This window comes from Roseomonas fluvialis (assembly GCF_022846615.1).
Taxonomy (GTDB): Bacteria; Pseudomonadota; Alphaproteobacteria; order Acetobacterales; family Acetobacteraceae; genus Neoroseomonas; species Neoroseomonas fluvialis.
On sequence record NZ_AP025637.1, the window covers coordinates 2,728,184 to 2,747,574 of the forward strand.

Annotated in this window: 21 protein-coding genes; 5 read left to right on the top strand and 16 right to left on the bottom strand. The window is 72.0% G+C overall.

The genetic code is table 11. The features are described from left to right. Nucleotides 1–11: 11 nt before the first annotated feature. The 3 genes from MWM08_RS13195 to MWM08_RS13205 all read right to left on the bottom strand — a co-directional run bounded on the left by MWM08_RS13195 (nt 12) and on the right by MWM08_RS13205 (nt 3,167). Nucleotides 12–1,136, bottom strand: a complete 1,125-nt coding sequence (locus tag MWM08_RS13195; RefSeq protein WP_244459894.1) for a glycosyltransferase family 2 protein — start codon at nt 1,134–1,136, stop codon at nt 12–14. Nucleotides 1,137–1,161: 25 nt separating this feature from the next. Beyond that, the gene (locus tag MWM08_RS13200; RefSeq protein WP_244459895.1) at nt 1,162–2,289 is read right to left on the bottom strand and encodes a hypothetical protein; all 1,128 of its coding nucleotides are present in this window, start codon (nt 2,287–2,289) and stop codon (nt 1,162–1,164) included. Nucleotides 2,290–2,357: 68 nt separating this feature from the next. Next, complete coding sequence (locus tag MWM08_RS13205) at nt 2,358–3,167, bottom strand: squalene/phytoene synthase family protein (protein WP_244459896.1); 810 nt, start codon at nt 3,165–3,167, stop codon at nt 2,358–2,360. A gap of 149 nt (nt 3,168–3,316) precedes the next feature. Here MWM08_RS13205 and MWM08_RS13210 point away from each other — a divergent pair, with 149 nt between their 5' ends. After that, nucleotides 3,317–3,958, top strand: coding sequence for a superoxide dismutase (locus tag MWM08_RS13210; RefSeq protein ID WP_244459897.1), 642 nt, complete (start codon nt 3,317–3,319; stop codon nt 3,956–3,958). 92 nt (nt 3,959–4,050) lie between these two features. Then, nucleotides 4,051–4,605 carry a hypothetical protein gene (locus MWM08_RS13215; protein ID WP_244459898.1) on the top strand — a complete coding sequence of 185 codons (555 nt, stop codon included), beginning with the start codon at nt 4,051–4,053 and terminating at the stop codon, nt 4,603–4,605. 2 nt (nt 4,606–4,607) lie between these two features. Here MWM08_RS13215 and yajC read toward each other — a convergent pair whose 3' ends face one another. Then, nucleotides 4,608–4,961 (bottom strand): preprotein translocase subunit YajC, encoded by a 354-nt coding sequence (gene yajC, locus MWM08_RS13220; protein ID WP_244459899.1) that lies wholly within the window; start codon nt 4,959–4,961, stop codon nt 4,608–4,610. 91 nt (nt 4,962–5,052) lie between these two features. Here yajC and MWM08_RS13225 point away from each other — a divergent pair, with 91 nt between their 5' ends. Beyond that, the gene (locus MWM08_RS13225; protein WP_244459900.1) at nt 5,053–5,916 is read left to right on the top strand and encodes an ATP-binding protein; all 864 of its coding nucleotides are present in this window, start codon (nt 5,053–5,055) and stop codon (nt 5,914–5,916) included. Between the two features lies 1 nt (nt 5,917). Next, nucleotides 5,918–6,787, top strand: a complete 870-nt coding sequence (locus tag MWM08_RS13230; RefSeq protein ID WP_244459901.1) for an FkbM family methyltransferase — start codon at nt 5,918–5,920, stop codon at nt 6,785–6,787. A gap of 42 nt (nt 6,788–6,829) precedes the next feature. On the opposite strand, the gene serS is transcribed toward MWM08_RS13230, so the two are convergent. From serS to MWM08_RS13290, 12 genes are all read right to left on the bottom strand, one after another. Then, nucleotides 6,830–8,101 carry a serine--tRNA ligase gene (serS, locus tag MWM08_RS13235; protein WP_244459902.1) on the bottom strand — a complete coding sequence of 424 codons (1,272 nt, stop codon included), beginning with the start codon at nt 8,099–8,101 and terminating at the stop codon, nt 6,830–6,832. A 45-nt stretch (nt 8,102–8,146) separates the two neighbouring features. Continuing rightward, nucleotides 8,147–8,530: a hypothetical protein gene (locus MWM08_RS13240; protein ID WP_244459903.1), complete on the bottom strand. Its 384-nt coding sequence runs from the start codon at nt 8,528–8,530 to the stop codon at nt 8,147–8,149. After that, on the bottom strand, nt 8,530–9,273 hold the full coding sequence (gene tatC, locus MWM08_RS13245) for a twin-arginine translocase subunit TatC (protein WP_244459958.1): 744 nt from the start codon (nt 9,271–9,273) through the stop codon (nt 8,530–8,532). The genes MWM08_RS13240 and tatC overlap by 1 nt, the downstream gene beginning before the upstream one ends. 54 nt (nt 9,274–9,327) lie before the next feature. Next, nucleotides 9,328–9,912, bottom strand: coding sequence for a Sec-independent protein translocase protein TatB (tatB, locus tag MWM08_RS13250; protein ID WP_244459904.1), 585 nt, complete (start codon nt 9,910–9,912; stop codon nt 9,328–9,330). A 164-nt stretch (nt 9,913–10,076) separates the two neighbouring features. Next, on the bottom strand, nt 10,077–11,123 hold the full coding sequence (locus MWM08_RS13255; RefSeq protein WP_244459905.1) for an ABC transporter ATP-binding protein: 1,047 nt from the start codon (nt 11,121–11,123) through the stop codon (nt 10,077–10,079). 187 nt (nt 11,124–11,310) lie between these two features. Then, nucleotides 11,311–12,393: an SMC-Scp complex subunit ScpB gene (gene scpB, locus MWM08_RS13260; RefSeq protein ID WP_244459906.1), complete on the bottom strand. Its 1,083-nt coding sequence runs from the start codon at nt 12,391–12,393 to the stop codon at nt 11,311–11,313. Next, nucleotides 12,377–13,135 carry a segregation and condensation protein A gene (locus MWM08_RS13265; RefSeq protein WP_244459907.1) on the bottom strand — a complete coding sequence of 253 codons (759 nt, stop codon included), beginning with the start codon at nt 13,133–13,135 and terminating at the stop codon, nt 12,377–12,379. The genes scpB and MWM08_RS13265 overlap by 17 nt, the downstream gene beginning before the upstream one ends. Next, on the bottom strand, nt 13,132–13,839 hold the full coding sequence (locus MWM08_RS13270) for a site-2 protease family protein (RefSeq protein ID WP_244406914.1): 708 nt from the start codon (nt 13,837–13,839) through the stop codon (nt 13,132–13,134). The genes MWM08_RS13265 and MWM08_RS13270 overlap by 4 nt, the downstream gene beginning before the upstream one ends. 138 nt (nt 13,840–13,977) lie before the next feature. After that, nucleotides 13,978–15,009, bottom strand: a complete 1,032-nt coding sequence (gene nagZ, locus MWM08_RS13275) for a beta-N-acetylhexosaminidase (protein ID WP_244406915.1) — start codon at nt 15,007–15,009, stop codon at nt 13,978–13,980. Between the two features lie 70 nt (nt 15,010–15,079). Beyond that, a complete protein-coding gene (locus MWM08_RS13280) occupies nt 15,080–15,838 on the bottom strand; it encodes an SPOR domain-containing protein (RefSeq protein ID WP_244406916.1) in 759 nt (252 codons plus the stop codon). Nucleotides 15,839–15,877: 39 nt separating this feature from the next. After that, nucleotides 15,878–17,725, bottom strand: coding sequence for an arginine--tRNA ligase (locus tag MWM08_RS13285; protein WP_244406917.1), 1,848 nt, complete (start codon nt 17,723–17,725; stop codon nt 15,878–15,880). A 7-nt stretch (nt 17,726–17,732) separates the two neighbouring features. Then, entirely contained in the window at nt 17,733–18,881 is a 1,149-nt protein-coding gene (locus tag MWM08_RS13290; protein WP_244406918.1) for a deoxyguanosinetriphosphate triphosphohydrolase, read from the bottom strand. 104 nt (nt 18,882–18,985) lie between these two features. Here MWM08_RS13290 and MWM08_RS13295 point away from each other — a divergent pair, with 104 nt between their 5' ends. Further along, entirely contained in the window at nt 18,986–19,339 is a 354-nt protein-coding gene (locus MWM08_RS13295; protein WP_244406919.1) for a HesB/IscA family protein, read from the top strand. Nucleotides 19,340–19,391: the final 52 nt, after the last annotated feature.

The following is a 19,391-nucleotide window of genomic DNA, read 5'->3' on the forward strand; positions in this document are numbered from 1 at the left end:
CCGGGTGCGGGTCATGGCCCGGTGATCCGCTGGAATTCGTCGCGCCGCACCAGGTCCCGCCGCACAGCCCGGATCGTGCTGCGCCCCGCATGGCGCGCGAGATAGACGGCCGGCACGTCCCGCCGGTCCAGCAGCAGGTGCCACAGCCGGCGGATCTCCGCCTCGCTCGCGAGCCTGTCCGGGTCGTCCTGCGCCGCGTCCATCTCGGCGACCACCTGGTCCAGCCGGTCCTGCCGCCACGCCGCGTAGCGCGCGAAGGCGCCGGTCGTGAGGGCATCCAGCAGCGCGGGCTCCAGCGGCGCCAGCACGAAGCGCTCCGCCTCGGCCCAGCGCATGCCCTCGAAGCCCAGCTTGCGGAACACCGCCGGGGTGAAGTGGTCGCCGGTCTGCCCGATGTAGCGCCCGAAGCAGACATCGGTCGCGATGCGCGCCAGGCCGAGATCGGCGCAGGCGAGTTCGTTCGCCGCATCCTGCGCGCTCACGCGGTTCGCCACGCGGCAGCCGCGCCACACCTCGAGGATGCGGCGCGCGTTGCGCGCCGGATAGTCGTTGCGCCGGATCTCCGCCCACCAGGGCTGTAGCCAGGCCTGGATGCGCCGCCACGCGTCGCGCCGCAGCCCGAAGCCCCAGTGATGTCCAAGCGGACGCCAGCCCACATCGGGTCCGGGCAGCTGCGCGCGATGGTCGCCATAGGCGGCGAAATGCGCGACGCGCGCCGCGAAGGGTTCGCTCGCCTCGCGCATCGCTTCCAATGCCGCGAGGTACAGCGGGCCGGGCTGCAGGTCGTCCTCGAGGAAATACGCCACCGGCGCGTCCAACGTCTCGAAGGCCAGCACCTGTCCGCGCAGGATGTTCTCCGCGATGCCGAGGTTGTGCGGCGAGGCATGCACATGGCCCTGCGGGAAGTATTCCCGGAACACCGCGATGGACCGCTTGATGCGACCTGGTACGGCATGTCGCCGCCCGGTCCGCACCGAGACCGCGCCATCCTGCACCAGGTGCACGCGTGACGGATCCACCCTCACCTGCGTCTGCGCCAGCAGCCCGCGGCACAGCGTCGCCAAATAGTCCGGCCGGTCGAAGGCGAAGATGATGACCGGAATGTCGGTCACCCCGGCCGCGACGCCCTCGATCATGTGCGCGCACCGCGCCTGCGGCGGCTCACGGCCCGGTCTGGTGCTGGAATTCGTGCAGGCGGACGATGCTGCGCCGCAGCGCGCGCAGCGTGGTGCGCCCGGCATGCCGTTCGACCTGCGCGCGCGGCGCCTTCGGCCGGTCGAGCAGCAGGTTCCAGAGCATGTGGACATCCTCCGCCGTGACCAGGCGGTCGGCATCGGTCATCGCCGCCTCGGTCTCGGCGATGGTGGCCTCCAGCCGGTTCTCCCGGAACTCCGCGCCGATCCGGAAGGCCTCGTCGGCAATCGCGCGGATTGCTCCCTCCTCCAGCGGGTCGAACGCGAAGTCGGGGCCATCGTCCCAGCGCATGCCCGTGAAGCCGCGCTCGCTGAACATGGCTGGCGAGAAATGCTCGCCCCTCTCGCCGATGTAGCGCCCGAAGCAGACCGTGGTGTTCAACCGCGCCAGCCCGAGTTCGAGGCACGACGTCGCCGCCGCCATGTCCTGCGCCACCACCGGGCCCGCCGCGCGCCGGCGCCGCCACAGGTACAACAGGCGGCGCCGGTTGCGCGCGCGGTAGTCGTTGCGGCGGATCTCCTCCCACCAATCCTGCAGCCCGGCATGGATGCGCCGCCAGGGCTCGCGCCGCAGCCCGAAGCCCCAGTGGCTGTCGAGTTGGCACCAGCCCACGCGCGGCCCCGGCACCGCGCCGGGCACCGGACCATAGGCCGCGAAATGGGCGACCTGGTCGGCGAAGGTCTCGGTCGCCACGCGCATCGCCTCGAGCGCCGCCAGGTAGTATGGGCCGGGCTCCAGGTCGTCCTCGAAGAAGTAGCCGATGTCGCTGTCCAGCGTGTCGAACACCAGGCGCTGCCCGCGCATGATGTTCTCCGCGATGCCGAGGTTGTGCGGCGCGGCCAGCACCTCGCCCTGCGGGAAGTGCCGGCGGAACACCTCGATGCTCCGCTGCACCAGCGGCGGGCGGGTCTGCCGGTGGCCGGTCAGCGCCGATACCACCCCGTCCTGCAGCAGAAACACGCGCCGTGGATCGGGCCTGACCTGGCGCTGCGCCAGCAGGCCCGCGCACACCGTGTCGAGGTAGTCGGGGCGGTCGAAGGCGTAGATGACGATGGGAACGCTGGTCTGCCCCTCGCCGACGCTCGCTACCGCCACGATGCCTCCCGCTCCGCCGGGCCGGACCTTGGCAATGCGGCGCCGCGCCTGTCAATCGCGCCGCCGCCTTACAGCCGCCCGGCGGCGCCGCGGCGCATCACCGCCAGCCGGTCCAGTACGCCGCGCCCCGCGGGCACTGTGCGGCCGCGCGCCAGCCGTGCCAGGTCGCGCTGCGCCAGCACCGCCGGCAGCGCCGCCGCGATCGCGCCCGCCGGCACGTCCCGCCGCGCGGCGCCGAGCGCCACCAGCCCCTCGGCTGCCATCTCGCGCACCAGGGAAACGACCGCCGGGACGCCGGGATCGGCGATCACCGCCTCGGCCGACAGCCCCACCTGCGCGAGCCGGTCGGCCGGCAGCAGGCAACGCCCCTGCGCCGCATGGGCGGTAATGCTGCGCAGCGCGCCGGCCAGGCCATAGGCGGCGCCCAGGCCGCGCAGCACCTCGCCCTGCGCAGCATCCACCCCGAGCGCCAAGCCGGCCGCGGCCGACCAGCCGCCGGCCGTGCCCCGCAGCCACGCGACGAAATCCTGTTCCGTTGCGATCGCCTCCTCCGCCTCGGCCTCGCGCGCATCGACCAGCGCCAGCAGCGCGCCCGGCTCCAGCGCGCCCGCGGCGATCGCCTGCGCCAGCGGCGCGGCCACCTCGTGGCGGCGCGGCGGGTGGCCCAGGCGCGCTTCCTCGATCGCGTCGCGCCACCATTGCAGGCGGATCAGCGCGGCCATCGGGTTGGTCGTGGCTTCCCGCGCGCGGGCCAGTTCGTGGTTGAGCGCGATCAGCGCGAACAGCGCCTCGCGCCGCTCCGGCGCGGCGAACAGGGCGCAGAGGAAGCGGTCCGGGTCGTGGCTGCGCGCAAAGGCGCCGATCGGCGAAAGGCTCACGCCCGCGCATATGCCGCACGCGCGAAGCGCGCGCAAAGCGGGCACAACGCCGGCACGGCGCAACCCGATGCGGTTGACGCCCGTTGCACCCCCGCCTACCTCGACCCGGAGCGCGCCCCGCGCTTCGTCCGACCTACGGGAGACACCCCATGGCCTTCAGCCTGCCCCCGCTGCCCTACGCCACCGGCGCGCTCGCCGCCAACGGCATGTGCCAGGAGACGCTCGAACTCCATCACGGCAAGCACCACAACGCCTACGTCACCGCGCTGAACGGCCTGGTCGAGAGCAAGGGCCTCGCCGGCAAGTCGCTCGAGGCGATCTGCGCCGAAGCCGGCAAGCAGGGCACCGATGGCCTGCCCGTGCTGAACCAGGCCGGCCAGCACTACAACCACTGCCTGTTCTGGAACGTCATGGCCCCGGGCGGCGCGCATGGCGAAAGCGTGCCGGCCGCGCTGGCCGCCAAGATCGACAGCGACCTTGGCGGCCTGGCGGCGTTCAAGGACGCCTTCAAGGCAGCGGGGGCCACGCAGTTCGGCTCCGGCTGGGCCTGGCTCGTGATCGGCGGCGACGGCAAGCTGAAGGTCACCAAGACCCCCAACGGCGCGAACCCGATCAGCACCGGCGAAGGCCAGCCGATCCTGGGCTGCGACGTGTGGGAACACGCCTACTACCTGGATTTCCGCAACGTGCGCCCGAACTACCTGGCGAACTTCCTGGACAAGCTGGTGAACTGGGACGTGGTCGCGGAGCTGATGGGCAAGGGCGGGTTCACCGCCGGCCAGTCGGCCTGATCCGGCACCGCCGCTGGCCGGCCGAGGCGGGGGAAGCCCCTCGCGCGGCCCGGCCCGCGGCGGCCCTCCCACCAGGACCGGGAGGCTGCGACATGACGCCTTCGACCTGGCTGCTGGCGGCTTTGCTTGCGGTGACCCTTTGTGGCCAGGCGCATGCACAGGGAACGCGCGCCGAGGACCATCGGCGCCTGGCGGACCAGATCGCCGCGCGCTTCGATGAACCAGCCACGGTCGAGACCGTCCGGCGCTTCGGCGCCATCGCGCTGATCCGCGCGGAATTCACGACCCGCGCCAACAGCAACGAGCAATATCTGGTGCGCGATCGCTCCGGTGCGCTGCGCATGGTCGCCGAGGTGGCAGAGGCCTTCCGGCGCGACGCCGAGGCGGCGCTCGCGCCCCGTCACGCTGATGCGGCGATGTGGCCGGCGACGCAGGCCTTCCTCGGCACGCGCATCACGGCCGACGGGCAGGTGACGCTACGCTTCGCCCTGCCCATCACCGATGCCTGTCGCGCCTGCGCGGTGATCGGCGTCGCGCAGGTCGCGCTCGACTTCGATGCGGGCGGCGCCTATCGCGGCGCGCGCCTGCTACGCGCCGCCCCGCTGGCCGGCACCGAGGCCTGGGACCGCGGCGCCGTCACGCGGTAGCCTCAGGCCGGCTTCTCGTCGTTCGCCGCCTGCGGGCGGATCACGCTGGTGATCGTCCCGCGCACCAGGGACACCCGCACATTCGGCGCGATCTCGGCCTCGATCTCGTCCGACCCTTCCTTGACCTTGGTGATGGTCGCGACGATGCCGCCCGCGGTCACCACGCGGTCGTTGCGCTTGAGCTGCGTGAGCATCTCGCGGTGCTCCTTCATCTTCTTCTGCTGGGGGCGGATCAGCAGGAAATAGAAGACGACGAAGATCAGGATCAGCGGCAGCAGCTGCATGACGATGCCCGCGGCACCGCCGGCACCGGCGTCCTGGGCATGAGCGGTCGAGATCCCGAAGGGGGTCCACATGTGTTCTGTTTCCGTCTTCCGGCGTGAAGGCGCGGAACCTACCCACCCGCCCCTTCCCGTCAATAGGAATGCGGCCTATTCCGCCGACGTCATGCACGATCCCGACCTGCTGCCCGCCCTGACCCGCATCGCCGAGGCGCTGGAGCGCCTGGCCCCGCCCCCCGCGGCCGCGCCCTCGCTCACGGGCGCCGATGCCTTCGTCTGGCATCCTGAACCGCATCCGCGACTTTCTCCCGTGCCGCGCGTGGCAGCCGTGCCGATCGACCTGCTGCGCGGGGTCGAACGCCAGAAGGGCCTGCTGCTCGAGAACACCATGCGCTTCGCCCGCGGCTTCACCGCCAACAACGCGATGCTCTGGGGCGCGCGCGGCACCGGCAAGTCCTCGCTGGTCAAGGCCGCGCACGCCGCGGCGAACGAGGAACTCCCGGGCAGCCTGGCACTCATAGAAATCCAGCGCGAGGACATCCGCACCCTGCCCGACCTGCTCGGCCTGCTGCGCGCGCAGGACCGCCGCTGCCTGGTGTTCTGCGACGACCTGTCCTTCGAACGCGAGGACGCCGACTACAAGGCGCTGAAGTCGGTGCTGGACGGCGGCATCGAGGGCCGGCCCGCCAACGTGCTGTTCTACGCCACGTCCAACCGCCGCCACCTGATGTCGCGCGACATGATCGAGAACGAGCGCGCCGGCGCCATCCACGGCAACGAGGCGGTGGAGGAGAAGGTCTCGCTGTCCGACCGTTTCGGCCTGTGGATCGGCTTCCACAACGCCGACCAGGACACTTTCTTCGCGATGCTCGACGGCTATGCCGCGCATTTCGGGCTGCCCATCGGCACCGAGGACCTGCACGCCCAGGCCATCGAATGGTCGGTCACGCGCGGCGGGCGATCGGGGCGCGTGGCCTGGCAGTTCATCCTGGACCTGGCCGGGCGGCTCGGCGTGAAGATCGCCGCCTGAGATGCGCCTCGCCGCGCTGCCGCGGCTGGCCGGCTTCCTGTGGCGGCACCCGCTGGTGCGCCGGGACCCGCTGGGCGCGGCGGCACGGCTGCTGCGCTGGCAGGCCGCGGCGCGGCGCGGCCAGGTGCTGGAACCGCCCTGGGTCGAAGGCCCGGCCGGCCTGGTGCGCCTGCGCCTGAAGCGTGGCCTGTCGTCGGCCACGGCCTGTTGGTACGCCGGCCTGACCGACCCCGCCGAGATGGGCTTCGTGCTGCAGGCGCTGCGCGCGGGTGACCGCATGGTCGATGTGGGCGCCAATGTGGGCGTCTATGCCGTGCTCGCCGCCGGTGCCGCGGGCGCGCAGGTACTGGCGCTGGAGCCGGCAGCCGAGACCCTGCCCGACCTGCGCGCGATGGTCGCGCTGAACGGCGTCCTGGACCGCGTCGAGATCCGTCCGGTCGCCGCAAGTGCCGCGCCCGGCGTGCTGCGCTTCACCACCGGGCGCGGCACCACCAACCAGGCGGCGCCGGACGGCGCGGCCGAGGTGCCGGTGGATACGCTCGACAGGCTGTGCGCCGATACGCCGCCGCTGCTGCTCAAGGTCGATGTGGAAGGGGCCGAGCCCGACGTGCTGGCGGGCGCCGCCACCTTGCTGGCGGGCGAGGTGCTGAAAGCCGCGATCCTCGAGACGGCGGGCGCCACCGATACGGCGATCGAGGCCAGGCTGCGCGCCGCCGGCTTCGCGCCCTTCGCGTATGATCCCTGCCCGCGCCGCCTCACGCCCCTGTCCGGCCCGGCCCGGCCGAACACCCTTTACCTGCGCGACCTGCCCTTCTGGCAGGCGCGCCTCGCGACCGCACCGGTGATCCGGGTCTTCGGCCGCGCGCTGTAGGGCTGCCGCCCGTGGCGTGCTGCGCGGCGGCAGCAGCGCGGCTCAGCGGCCGATGCGCTCCAGCCCGCCCATCCAGGGCCGCAGCACCTCGGGGACGACGATGCTGCCGTCCTCCTGCTGGAAGGTCTCCATCACCGCGATCAGCGCGCGGCCGACCGCAACACCCGACCCGTTCAGCGTGTGCAGGAACTGGTTGCCCTTGCCTTCCTTCGGCTTGAAGCGCCCGTTCATGCGCCGCGCCTGGAAGTCGCGGGTGTTGGAGCAGGACGAAATCTCCCGCCACGCCCCCTGGCCCGGCAGCCACACTTCCAGGTCGTAGGTGCGCGCCGCGCCGAAGCCGGTATCGCCGGCACAGAGGAACACGCGGCGCCAGGTCAGGCCGAGTTCGGTCAGCACGCGCTCCGCGCAGCGCGTCATGCGTTCGTGCTCGGCGGCGGAGGCATCGGGCGTGGTGATGGAGACGAGTTCCACCTTCGCGAACTGGTGCTGGCGCAGCATGCCGCGGGTGTCGCGGCCCGCGCTGCCGGCCTCACTGCGGAAGCAGGGCGTGAGCGCGGTCAGGCGCAGCGGCAGGTCGGCCTCGGCGAAGATCTCCTCCATCGCGAAGCCAGTCAGCGGCACCTCGGCGGTCGGGATCAGCCAGCGGCCATCGGTGGTGCGGAACAGGTCGTCGGCGAATTTCGGAAGCTTGTCCGTGCCATAGGCGACGGCGTCGTTGACCAGCAGCGGGACCGAGGCCTCGGTATACCCGTGCTGTTCCGTGTGCAGCGCCAGCATCCAGTGGCCGAGCGCGCGTTCCATCCGCGCCAGCGCGCCCTTCAGCACGGTGAAGCGACTGCCGGCGATCTTGGCGGCAGTCGCGAAATCCATCAGCCCGAGCGCCTCGCCGAGTTCGAAATGCTGTTTCGGGGTGAAGGCGAAGGCGGGGATATCGCCGTGCTGGTGCAGAACGACATTGGCGGATTCGTCGCGGCCGTCGGGGACTTCGGGGTCGAGGGTGTTGGGGAGGATTTCGAGCAGCGCTCGCAAGGAGGCGTCGTGTGTCTTTGCCTCATGCTCGTGCGCAGCAATTGAGTCGCGAAGGCGAGTAGCTTGCGCTTCCACGTCCTCGGTGGGCATGCCGCGGCGCTTGAAGTCGCCGATTGATTTCGCCAGAGCATTCCGCTGCTGCTGGAGAGCTTCGACTTGCTGGATGCTCGAACGCCGGGCCTGGTCTAGGGAGAGGATCGCCTCCGCCTTGCCTTCCACTCCCCGCCGCGCCAACGCGGCATCAAACGCCGCCGCATTGTCGCGGATCGCCTTGATATCGTGCATGGTCCTACTTCCAGTCCCGTACCGCGCGGTCAGGCCTCAGCTCATTCAGCTCAGGCCGAGGACGAAGGCCCGAACCTCGTCCACGTCCCACTGCGTGCCCTCGCGCCAGAACCGCGGCAGCGCCTCGCGATTGCTCTCGACCCAGGGGCCGACCAGCCTCTCGCCCTCGCGCGCAACAGGCAGGGACAGGCCCTCGTTCGGCGCGCGCGACGGCGTATCCAGCGTCATGAACAGGCACGGCAGGTCGCGCCCCGTCCTGCCAGGAAACCACTTCACCCGGGGCCCACGGGATCCCATTGCCGTCGAAATGAAGATCGTTCCGGCAAGCCCGGTAGACCTGGTGGGAAGATTGACCGTCTCGACCAGGTCATCGGCGTCCTGCGACGCACCGAGCCGCGCCTGCGCTTCCCCGAACCCCGCGCCGCTCATCAGTCGTTATCCCGCTTCGGCGCCATCCACCGCGCCGCCAGGATCGAGATCTCGTAGAGCAGGATCAGCGGGATCGCCAAGCCGATCTGGCTGATGATGTCCGGCGGCGTGATGATCGCCGCCAGCACGAACATCCCCACGATCGCGTAGCGGCGACCCTTGCGCAGCGAATCGACGTTCAGGATGCCCACCTTCACCAGCAGCGTCAGCAGCACCGGCATCTGGAACGCGATCCCGAAGGCCAGGATCATATGCATGACCAGCGACAGATACTCGCCGACCTTCGCCTCGAGCTGGATCGGAATGCCGCCCGACCCCGGCGGCGTCTCGAAACTGATGAAGAACTGCCAGGCCAGCGGGAAGATGAAGTAGTACGCCAGCGCCGCACCCATAACGAACAGCACCGGCGATGCCAGCAGGAACGGATAGATCGCCCGCTTCTCGGACCGGTACAGCCCCGGCGCAATGAACATCCACAGCTGCGTCGCCCACATGGGGAAGCTGAAGAACACCGCGCCGAAGAAGGCCACCTTCAGGTAGGTGAAGAACGCCTCGTAGAGCGCGGTGAAGATCATCCGCCGCTCGCCGCCCGACTGCTGCGCCAGGATGTCGGCCAGCGGCTGCGCCAGGAACGCGTAGATCTTGGCCGAGAAATAGTAGCAGACCGCGAACGCCAGGATGAACGCGCCGACCGACCACAGCACCCGCAGGCGCAGCTCCTTCAGGTGGTCCATCAACGGCATCGGCTTGTCGTCGATGACGTCTTCGTCGGTGGTGTTGGACAAGGCGCCGGTTCCCTAAACGCTCGGGCTGGTGGTGGTGGCCGGCTTCGGCACGGGCTCGGCCGCCGCGGCCTGCTGCGGCGGCTCCGGTGCGGCAGGCGGTGGCGCGGCAGGCGCCGGCATCGCGATCGGCGCCGGGGTCGACGGCGGCACGAAGGCCGGCGCGTCCGGCACCGGTGCCGGGGGCGGCAGCGGCGCGGGCGCCCAGCGCGCCACGTCGGGCGGCACGAAGGCCGGCGCGTTCTCGGGCACCGGCGGCGGCGTATAGGCCGGCGGGGTGTAGCTGTCCTTCATCGGGTCGTCGAAGGCCTTGCGCACCGACCCGTCGGCGTCGACGTGCTTCTCGATCGTGCCCTTGATGTCGAAGTTGCGGATGTCGCTGATGGTGTTGCGCACATCGGCGATCTGGTTGCGCACGTCGTCGAGCTTGGCCTCGCGCACCAGCTCGTCGGCCTGCTGCTGGAATTCCGCGACCTTGCGCTTGAGGCCCTGGATGCCCTTGGCAATGCCCTTGATCGCCTCGGGCAGGTCCTTGGGCCCGATGACGACGAGCGCCACCACGGCAATCAGCGCGATCTCTGACCAGGCAAGATCCAGCATGCGTCCCTTATCCCCCGGCTTCGCTGCCCGCGGGGGACGCCCCGTTAGCAGGAAGCCGGCACGCCGCCAATGCAGCGTCGTGTCCCGGACCGACCTTCGCCGCCACGGTCAACCGGGGCGGCTGCGGCCTGCCAGGGGCACTGGGCACTGCGGCTCCCCCTTATCTAGGGAGCCTCGGGCGGAAAGACGAAGGCCCGTTCGGCATCAAGTGCGACCATCACCCTTTCCCCCCGGGCCAGGCGCCGCCCGGGCGGCAGGCGGGCATGCAGGTGCAGCAGCCCCCCTGCCCCATCCGGCAGGGCCAGGTGCACCAGGGTCGTCGCACCCAGCAGCCGGCACGCCTCGACCTCGGCCGGGTGGCCTTCCTCGGCGCCCAGGCGCAGGCCCTCGGGGCGGACCAGCACATCGACCGGCGCGCCTTCGGCGGCCGCGCCCGCCGGCAGGGCGCCGATCGCGGTCTCGGCCAGGCCGTCGCGCACCCGGCCCGGCAGCCGGTTCACCTCGCCCAGGAAGGTCGCGACATAGCGGTCGACCGGCCCGAAATACAGCGCCTCCGGCGGACCGAGCTGGACAATCCGCCCCTCCCGCATCAGCGCGATGCGGTCGCCCATGAACATCGCTTCCTCGGCGTCGTGCGTGACCAGCAGGGTGGCGATTCCGGAGGTCTGGAGCACATGCAGCGTGTCGTCGCGCACCTGTTCGCGCAGCCGGGCATCGAGGCTGGCGAACGCCTCGTCCAGCAGCAGCACCGCTGGCCGCGGCGCCAGCGCGCGCGCCAACGCGACCCGCTGCTGCTGGCCGCCCGAGAGCATATGCGGAAACGCGCCCTGAAAGGCTTCGAGCCCGACCCGCGCCAGCGCATCCATCACCCGCCAGCCGCGCTCCCCCTTCGGTGCGAAGCGCAGGCCGAAGGCCACGTTCTCGGCCACCGTCAGGTGCGGGAACAGGGCGTAGTCCTGGAACACGAAGCCCACGCCACGGCGTTCCGGCGGCACGTCCCGTCCCGGCTCCGCAATGACCTGTCCGCCGAGTTCGATCATGCCGTGCTGCAACGGTTCGAGCCCGGCCGCCAGGCGCAGCAGCGTGGTCTTGCCGCAGCCCGAGGCGCCCAGCAGGCAGACGATCTCCCCCGCCGCGACGGACAGGTCGATTCCGCGCAGCACGGTGGTGGCGCCATAGGCGTGGCGGATGTCCTGAAACCGGAGGGTCACGCCTCTTTTGCCCTCAGGCGCGTTGCGCCGGAGGCGCGCCTTCGGCGTGACGTGCCGGCATCCGCCGGCTTGGCTTGCGCGCCGTGCCCTGGTACGCCGGGCGCGGAGAATGGTCTGGACGCGGTCGCGCCGTGCACGCCCGGCTCCCGTCGGGGCAGCGATCCGCCCCCGCGCCTGAACAGGCACGTCACGGCGCGGCGCCGCGCGGGCTGTCGCTACCGGACAGGTCCGCCTCCGCCGCGCCCTCATCCTGCGGCGCCGGATCCTGGTCCGCCGCAGCGTCGGTGACCGGCTCCGCCTCGGTCCCGCCCGGACCGCCCAGGGGCAAGGCCGGACCGGTCTCGGCCGTCACCAGTTCCTCCTTGCGCGGCAAGTCGGACAGCGCCTTCAGGCCGAACTGTTCCAGGAATTTCGGCGTGGTGCCCCACAGGGTCGGGCGGCCGGGCACTTCGCGCCGCCCGCGCGGGGCGACCAGGCCGAGTTCCAGCAGCGCCTCCAGCGTCGTCTGGGCCAGGGCGGCACCGCGGATCTCCTCGATCTCGCCGCGCGTGCAGGGCTGGTGGTAGGCGATGATGGACAGCGCCTCCATCGCCGCGCGCGGCAGGCGGCGCGGCGCCTGGACCACCTTGGTCAACCGTTGCGCCAGGTCCGGCGCGGTGCGGAAGGCCCAGCCGCCGGCGACCTCTGCGATCATCACCCCGCGGCCCTCGCAGGCCTCGGTCAGTGCCGCCACCACGGTGCCGGGCACGAGCCCCGGCGGCAGCACCGCCCCCAGCATGGCGGGGGTCACGGGCCGGTCGGAGGCAAAGATCAGCGCCTCGGCGATACGGGCCCCCTCGGCGAGAAGCGCGGGGTCGGGGACATCGATGGCTGTATCGGCCGCAACGGCGTCGGCGGACGGCGCGGCATCGGACGCCGGATCGGAATCGGAGTCCGGCCCGGCGGGCGGTCCGTTGTTTGCCCCGCCCGGCTCGGAACCATCGAGACTGGGGAGCGTGGCGGCGTCGGCGGACAGCACCACCCCGGCGGCATCGTCCGCAGCGACCGGCGCGGCCTGCGGCGCTGCGTCGTCGTCATCGCTCCGCGCATCGGCGGCCGGCGCATCGCCGCCTGGCGTAGTCGCGGCGTCGGCCGCGTGCCCGCCATCCGCGGTCGTCGCGCCGCCGGCCTCGTCCCCGGCCAACGACGTCGGTTCTGCCCGGCCGGCCTTGGCCGCGTTCTCCGCCCGCCGCTCCGCTCCGCCGCCCGGCGCTTCAGCCTGCCCGTTCATCGGTGGCCCCCTCCTCCGGCCGGCGACGGACATGGATCGGCCCGAAGGCCTCCTCCTGCCGGATCTCGATTCCGCCGCCGCGCGCCATCTCCAGCCCCGCCACGAGCGTGCTGGCAAGCGCCGCCTTGCGCTCCAGCGGGTCGAGGATGGTGTCCGGCAGGAACCCCTGCAGCACCGACCAGGACGGCAGCGCGCCGACGAGCCGGGTCAGCCGCTCCAGCGCCTCCTGCACCGTGAACAGTTTCCGCGGCTTCGGGCGGTAGGGCCGGCGCGCCAAGGCGCGGCGCCGTGCCGCGACATAGGATTGCAGCAGCGACGGCAGGTCGGCATGCAGGCCGGACCGGTCCTCGACGCGCAGGCTTTCAGGCGCGCCACGGGCAAACACGTCATGCCCGAGCCAGGGCCGCCGGTTGAGCCACAGCGCCGCCGCGCGCATCCGTTGCAGTTCGGCCAGCCGGTCGGCCAGCTGTTCGGCCAGCGCTTCGGCGTCCTCGCCCTCGGCCTGGTCGGGCGGCACCAGCAGGCGGGATTTCAGCCAGGCGAGCCAGGCCGCCATGACCAGCCAGTCCGCCGCCAGTTCCAGCCGCACCCGACGGGCGCCCTCGATCACCGCGAGGTACTGGTCCACCAGATCCAGGATGGACAGGCGCGCCACGTCCACCTTCTGCGCCCGCGCCAGTTCCAGCAGCAGGTCGAGCGGCCCCTCGAACCCGTCCAGGCGCAGATGCAGGCTCTCGCTCACCGCAGCCCGCCCAGCCCGGCCGCGGACAGCACCAGCCCATAGGCCGGCGCGACAGTGTTGCGCACGAACCAGGTCATCGGGTCCCAGGCCGGGATGGCCATGGGCAGGAGGAACAGCACGCCGATCACGATGATCAGCCCGTAGGGCTCGACGCGCGCCAGCGCAATGGCCGGTGCGCGCGGCAGCAGCCCCACCATGATCCGCCCCCCGTCCAGGGGCGGCAGCGGCAGCAGGTTGAACAACCCGAGCACCAGGTTCGCCAGGATCGACAGCGCGGCGAAACGCAGCAGGAATTCGGCCAGGTCCGGCCCCATCAGCCCCTCGCCCGCCAGCACCGCGTGGACCAGCAGCGCGGCCGAGAAGGCCAGCGCGGCATTGATCGCCGGCCCCGCCGCGGCCACCAGCACCATGCCCCAGCGCGGGTTGCGCAGCCGCAGGATGTCCACCGGCACGGGCTTCGCCCACCCGAACATCGCCTCGACCCGCCCGATCGTCAGCAACTGGCCCACCACCATGATGCCCGGCACCAGCAGCGTGCCGACCGGATCGACATGGCGGATCGGGTTCAGGCTGATGCGCCCGGCCCGCTTGGCGGTGTCGTCGCCCAGCGCCAGCGCGGCATAGCCATGCGCGGCCTCGTGGAAAGTGATGGCGAACACGGCCGCGAGCACGGCGGCGGCGGCTTCGGGGAACCAGTCGGGCATCAGGCCTCGCGCGGGATGGGGCCGGCGATGGCCGCCGGCGCGGGCTTATAGCAAATCATGCGCACAGGTCCCGACCCGACCGCCCGGCGCCGCCACAACGGGCGCGCAGGCCGCGCGGCGAGGACCCCGGTTGGCCCCTCACCCGTCGCGTTCGGTGGGATCGGCGCCTGCCGGATGTGCCGCAGCGGCACGAAGCGCGCGGTCGCGCAGGGCGCGCAGGGCGCCGGGTTCGCGCCCCTGCATCGCGTCGCGCACCGCCCGCGCCGTCGCCAGCCGCGCCGCCGCCCTGTCGGACAGCGCCGGGCAGCCGGCCAGCAGAGCGGCGCTGTCGCCGATCCGCCCCGTGCAGTGCAGCACCACGTCGCAGCCGGCCTCCAGCGCCGCCCCCGCCAGGTCGTTCGACGCCCCGCGCAACGCCCCCATCGCCAGGTCGTCGGTGACCAGCACGCCGTCGAAGCCGGCCTCGCCGCGGATGATGTCGCGGATCACGCGGGGCGAGATCGTGGCCGGCAGCGCCGCGTCCCAGGCCTCGTAGAGCACATGCGCTGTCATCGCCCAGGCGCCCGAGGCCGCCAGCGCGCGGAACGGCGCCAGGTCCAGCGCCAGGTGCGCCGGGCAGGCCCGCACGCGCGGCAATTCATGGTGGCTGTCGGCCGTGGCCCGCCCGTGCCCGGGGATGTGCTTGACGACCGGGATGGCGCCGCCCGCCTGCAGCCCCGCCACCCAGGCCCGGCCCAGGCGGATGATCTCATGCGGATCGTCCGAGAAGGCGCGGTCGCCGATCACGCCATGCGCGCCGGGCACGCGCAGGTCCAGCACCGGGGCGCAGACCACGTCGAGCCCTTCCGCCACGCAGGCTGCCCCCAGCAGCGCCGCATTGGCGAAGGCGGCGGTTTCGGGCGCGCCCTCGAAGGCGGCGGCGGCCGGGAAGTCCTCCCAGGCCGGCGGCCTGAGCCGCGCGACGCGCCCGCCCTCCTGGTCCACCAGGATCGGCGCCTCCGCGCCCAGGATGTCGCGCACCGACGCCGCCAGCGCGCGAAGTTGCGCCGGCGCCGCCACATTGCGCGCGAACAGGATGACGCCGACCGGCCGGCTATCGCGCAGCAGCGCGGCCTCCTCGGGCGTCAGGACATGGCCGGACAGGCCGATGATCGCGGCACGCGGGGTCACGATGGGGCTTCGGCCTCGTGTCTCGGGCGCCCCGACCAGGACGCCCGGACCAGGCGGTGATCGACGCGCGTCAGCGGATGATGGTGCAGGGAATGCTGCGGGCGCGCGCCTGTTCGCAGAAACCGTTGGCGGCCGCAACATCGGCGAAGCCCCCGGTCCGCAGGCGGAACAGCGTGGCCTGGCCCTCGCGCTCGAAGCGCACGACCTGCGGGCGAAAGGCGCCTAGCAGGTCAGCATGGCGCCGCGCCAGCCGGTCCCATTCGCCGCGCGCCGCCTCCTCGCTGGTCAGGGCACCGAGCTGCACGCGGATGGCGCCACCCGGCGCCGGGGCGGGCCGCGCTGCCGCAGTCGGGGCTGGGGCGGCAGGCTGGGCGGTAGCGGCAGGCGGCGTGGCACCCGGCGCCGTCCGGGCCGCCGGCGCCGCGCCACCCGTCGGCGCCTGCGCGTTCGGCGCGGCAGGCGCCACCGGTTGCGGCGGCGGCTGCGCCACCTGCGCGCGCAAGGCATCGATGCGCGGCGCTTCCGGCTCCGGCGCCAGCCGCGCCGCGCCATTGTTCGCAGGGCCGCGATTGCGTTCGAAGATCAGTTCGTCCTGGTTCGGCACGCGCAGCCCGCCCGGATCATCCGGGCGCACCTTGAAGGGGCGCGGGTCCGGTTCGATCAGCGGCACCGACCGTGGGGCGGCGCCGATGCGCCCGATCCCCCAGGCGATCGCCCCGCCCACCAGCAGCGCCGCAGCCAGGCCGCCGCCGATCGCGATCAAACGCCAGGGCGGCCCGCCATCATCGGAAGGCCGCACCCGATAGGACGGCACAGGAACATCGGTCACGCCCCACCCCCTGACTGCCGGGGGGCCTGGGCCAGCCCCTCAGCGCATCTCCTCGACCGGCGTCACCCCCATGACGCGCAGGCCCGAACGGATCACCGTCGCCGTCGCGGCAACGAGGGCCAGCCGGGCCCGGGTCGCTCCGGGGTCCTCCGCCCGGATGAACCGGAGCGTCGAATCGTCGCGACCACGGTTCCACAATACGTGAAAGTCCGAGGCCAAGTCTTGGAGAAAGAACGCGATCCGGTGCGGTTCACGCGCTGTTGCGGCTGCTTCCACGCTGCGCGGCCATGCGGCGATGCGCCGGATCAGCGCCATCTCGGCCGGATCGGACAGCGCATCGAGCGCCGTGCCCTCGAGTCCCGCCACCAGCGCGGCGTCGGTCGCCTCCGCCTGGCGCAGCACGGACCGGCAGCGCGCATGGGCGTACTGCACGTAGAACACGGGATTGTCGCGCGATTGCTCGACCACCTTGTCGAGGTCGAATTCCATCTGCGCATCGGCCTTGCGCGTGAGCATCGTGAAGCGCACCGCGTCGCGGCCCACTTCGTCGATCAGGTCGCTGAGCGTCACGTAGGTGCCCGCGCGCTTGGACATGCGCACCGGCTCACCGCCCTTCACCACCTGCACGATCTGCGTCAGCACGACATCGAGACTGACGCGCCGGTCGGACAGCGCCGCCACCACCGCCGCCATGCGCTTCACGTAGCCGCCGTGGTCGGCACCCCACACATGCACGAGTTCCGCGAAGCCGCGGTCGATCTTGTGCTGGTGGTTGGCGATGTCGTTCGCGAAGTAGGTGCCGGTGCCGTCGGATTTGCGCAGCGGACGATCGACCTCGTCGCCGAAGGATGTCGCGCGGAACAGCAGCTGCTCCCGCGGTTCCCAATCGTCCGGCGTCTTGCCCTTGGGCGGCTCCAGCACGCCCTGGTAGACAAGGCCCTTGCCGGTCAGCAGCGTGATCGCTGCATCGACGCCGCCGGCTTCCACCAGCGCGCGCTCGCTCACGAACACGTCGTGCGTGACGCCGAGCTTCGCGAGGTCCTCGCGGATCTCCGCCATCATCATCGCGACCGCCGTCTCGCGCGCGGTATCCAGCCAAGCGGTGCGCACCAGCCAGCCGCGCTCGAGCGCCGGAGCGAAGGCCGAGACGGTTTCCTCCGCCGGCAACATGCCGGGTTCGATGCGGCGCGCCATCATCTGGTCGCCGAAGCGCTCGGCCAGCGCATCGCCCACCGCCACCAGGTAGTCGCCGCGATACTGCAGCGTGGTGCCAAAGCGCTGTTCGGTCGCCTCCGCGTTCCACTCATCCGCACCTAGGCTGACCGCGCGCAGATACCGCCAATAGGCCGCCCACCCCAGTGCGATGACCTGGTTGCCCGCGTCGTTGACGTAGTATTCCTTGGTGACGTCGTAGCCCGCCTTGATCATCAGGTTGGCCAGCGCATCGCCCACCACCGCGCCTCGGCAATGCCCCACATGCATCGGCCCGGTCGGGTTGGCCGAGACATATTCCACATTCGCCCGGATGCCCGCGCCGAGCGTGCTGTCGCCATACCCCTCGCCCGCGCGCAGCACGGCCGGCACCTGGCCACGCAGGAAGCCTTCATCGAGCCGCAGGTTCACGAAACCCGGCCCGGCGGGTGTTGCCTCCACCACCATGGGAAGTGCCACGAGCTTCTCGGCCAGCGCGGCGGCCAGCTTCTGCGGCGCCATGCGCGCGGGCTTGGCCGCGACCAGCGCGGCGTTCGTCGCCATGTCGCCATGCGCCAGGTCGCGCGGCGGTTCCACCTGCACGCGGGCCAGCGCCTCGGGCGGCAGGTCGGGCACCAGCGCGGCCAGCGCGCCGCGCACCTCCTGCGTGAGCAGGGTGAAGATGTTCTCGGTCATGCGATGTTCAGCCTGGAATGTCTGGGTCGTTCAGGCGCCGGTATTCTTCCAGCGCATAGCGGTCGGTCATGCCGGCGATGTAGTCGCACACCACCAGCGCGCAGTGCGGCGTGCCCGCGTCGCCCGCGCGGGCACGCCACAGCGGGGGCAGCATTTGCGGCCCGCCATGCAGGTGGCTGAACAGCATCTGCACCACGCGCTTGGACTTCGCCATGGTGCGGTTGACGCGCCAGTGGCGATACATGCGGGTGAACAGGAAGTCCCGCAGCGGCAGGTTGGCTTCCGCCATCGCGGCCGAGAAACCGATCACCGGATGGCTCGCGCGGCGGATGTCGTCCACGCTCGCCGGGGCCAGGGCGGCGATGCGCCGGCGCGATTCCGCCACCACGTCGCCCACCATGGCGTTGATGACGCGGCGGATCATCTCGGGCGCCAGGCGTTCGGCCGGCGCATCCGGCGCGGCGGCACGCGCGGCCGCCAGCGCGTCCCGCACCAGCGGCAGCGCGCCCACTTCCTCAAGCGTGAACAGCCGCGCGCGCAGCCCGTCATCCAGGTCGTGGTTGTTGTAGGCGATGTCGTCCGCCAGCGCCGCCACCTGCGCCTCCGCACTCGCATGCGTGTGCAGGTCGAGCGGATGCCTCGCGTCATACTCCGCGATATAGGGCGCGGGCCGGCGCAGCGGGCCGTTGTGCTTGGCCAGGCCCTCGAGCGTCTCCCAGGTCAGGTTCAGCCCGTCGAAGCCGGCGTAGCGCGCCTCCAGCGCCGTCACCGCCTTGAGCGACTGCGCATTGTGGTCGAAGCCGCCATAGGGCTTCATCGCGGAATTCAGCGCATCCTCGCCCGCATGGCCGAAGGGCGGGTGGCCGAGGTCATGCGCCAGCGCCAGCGCCTCCGCCAGATCCTCGTCCAGCGCCAGCAGCCGCGCGATCGACCGCGCGATCTGAGCGACCTCGATGCTGTGGGTCAGGCGCGTGCGGAAATGGTCGCCCTCGTGGTAGATGAAGACCTGCGTCTTGTACTGCAGCCGCCGGAACGCCGTGGCGTGGATGATCCGGTCGCGGTCGCGCTGGAAGGGCGATCGCGCATCGCCCCCCGCTTCCGGATACAGCCGGCCGCGGGAGGTCTCGGGCCGGACGGCGTGGGGCGCGAGGCTCATGCCCGCGGGCCGTAGCACCCGCGTGCGCCCCCCGGCAACCGCAGCCCCGCGTTGGAACCGCGCCCCAAAGCCCCTATGTTCGGGACACGAGGAGTCCCCGCGCCATGCCCGACGGCACCGCCACCCTGCCCGCCTTCCGCGTCACCGACCGCGCCGCCGCCCAGGTGGCCGACATCGCCGCGCGCGAGGGCCGCCCCGGCGCCGGCCTGCGCCTGGCGGTCGAAGCCGGCGGCTGCTCCGGCTTCCAGTACAAGTTCGGGCTTGAGGATGCGCCGGCCGAGGACGACCTGGTGGTGGGCGACGGCGCGGGCCGCGTCTTCGTCGATCCCGTCTCGCTCGACCTGTTGGCGGGCGCTGAACTGGATTGGGCGGAGGAGCTCATCGGCGCGCATTTCGCAATCCGCAACCCGCAGGCAGTCTCGGCCTGCGGCTGTGGCACGTCGTTCTCGGTCGGCTAGAAGAAGGTCGGGGGAGGACACCTCCCCCGAATCCCCCACCGTTTTTTGGCAG